This window comes from Campylobacter coli LMG 9860 (assembly GCF_000254135.1).
GTDB classification, from domain to species: domain Bacteria; phylum Campylobacterota; class Campylobacteria; order Campylobacterales; family Campylobacteraceae; genus Campylobacter_D; species Campylobacter_D coli.
The window spans coordinates 1-216 of record NZ_AINS01000049.1; the positions used below are offsets into that span (position 1 = coordinate 1).

Below are 216 nucleotides of genomic sequence, written 5' to 3' on the forward strand. Positions count from 1 at the left end.
TTAAAAAATATAAAGATGATGTAAATAAGGAAGATTATGAAGGTATAAAATCTGTTATAAGTAATCATGCGATAGAGAGTATTTACATGAATGAATTAGATATTATCGCTATGATAAAACAAAGTGCTTTAAAGTTAAGTGCTGATGAAATCATTGCTGAATATAAGAAAAAGAGATTTGTAGAATATGCCAAAAGTTGCCACCGCTCATTGCAAT

General features: G+C 27.8%; 1 protein-coding gene. It reads left to right on the top strand.

Annotation, left to right across the window (positions count from 1 at the left end; genetic code table 11):
* A partial coding sequence (locus tag CCO88_RS07170; RefSeq protein WP_002839919.1) for a hypothetical protein occupies positions 1-216 on the top strand: 216 nt, incomplete at both ends.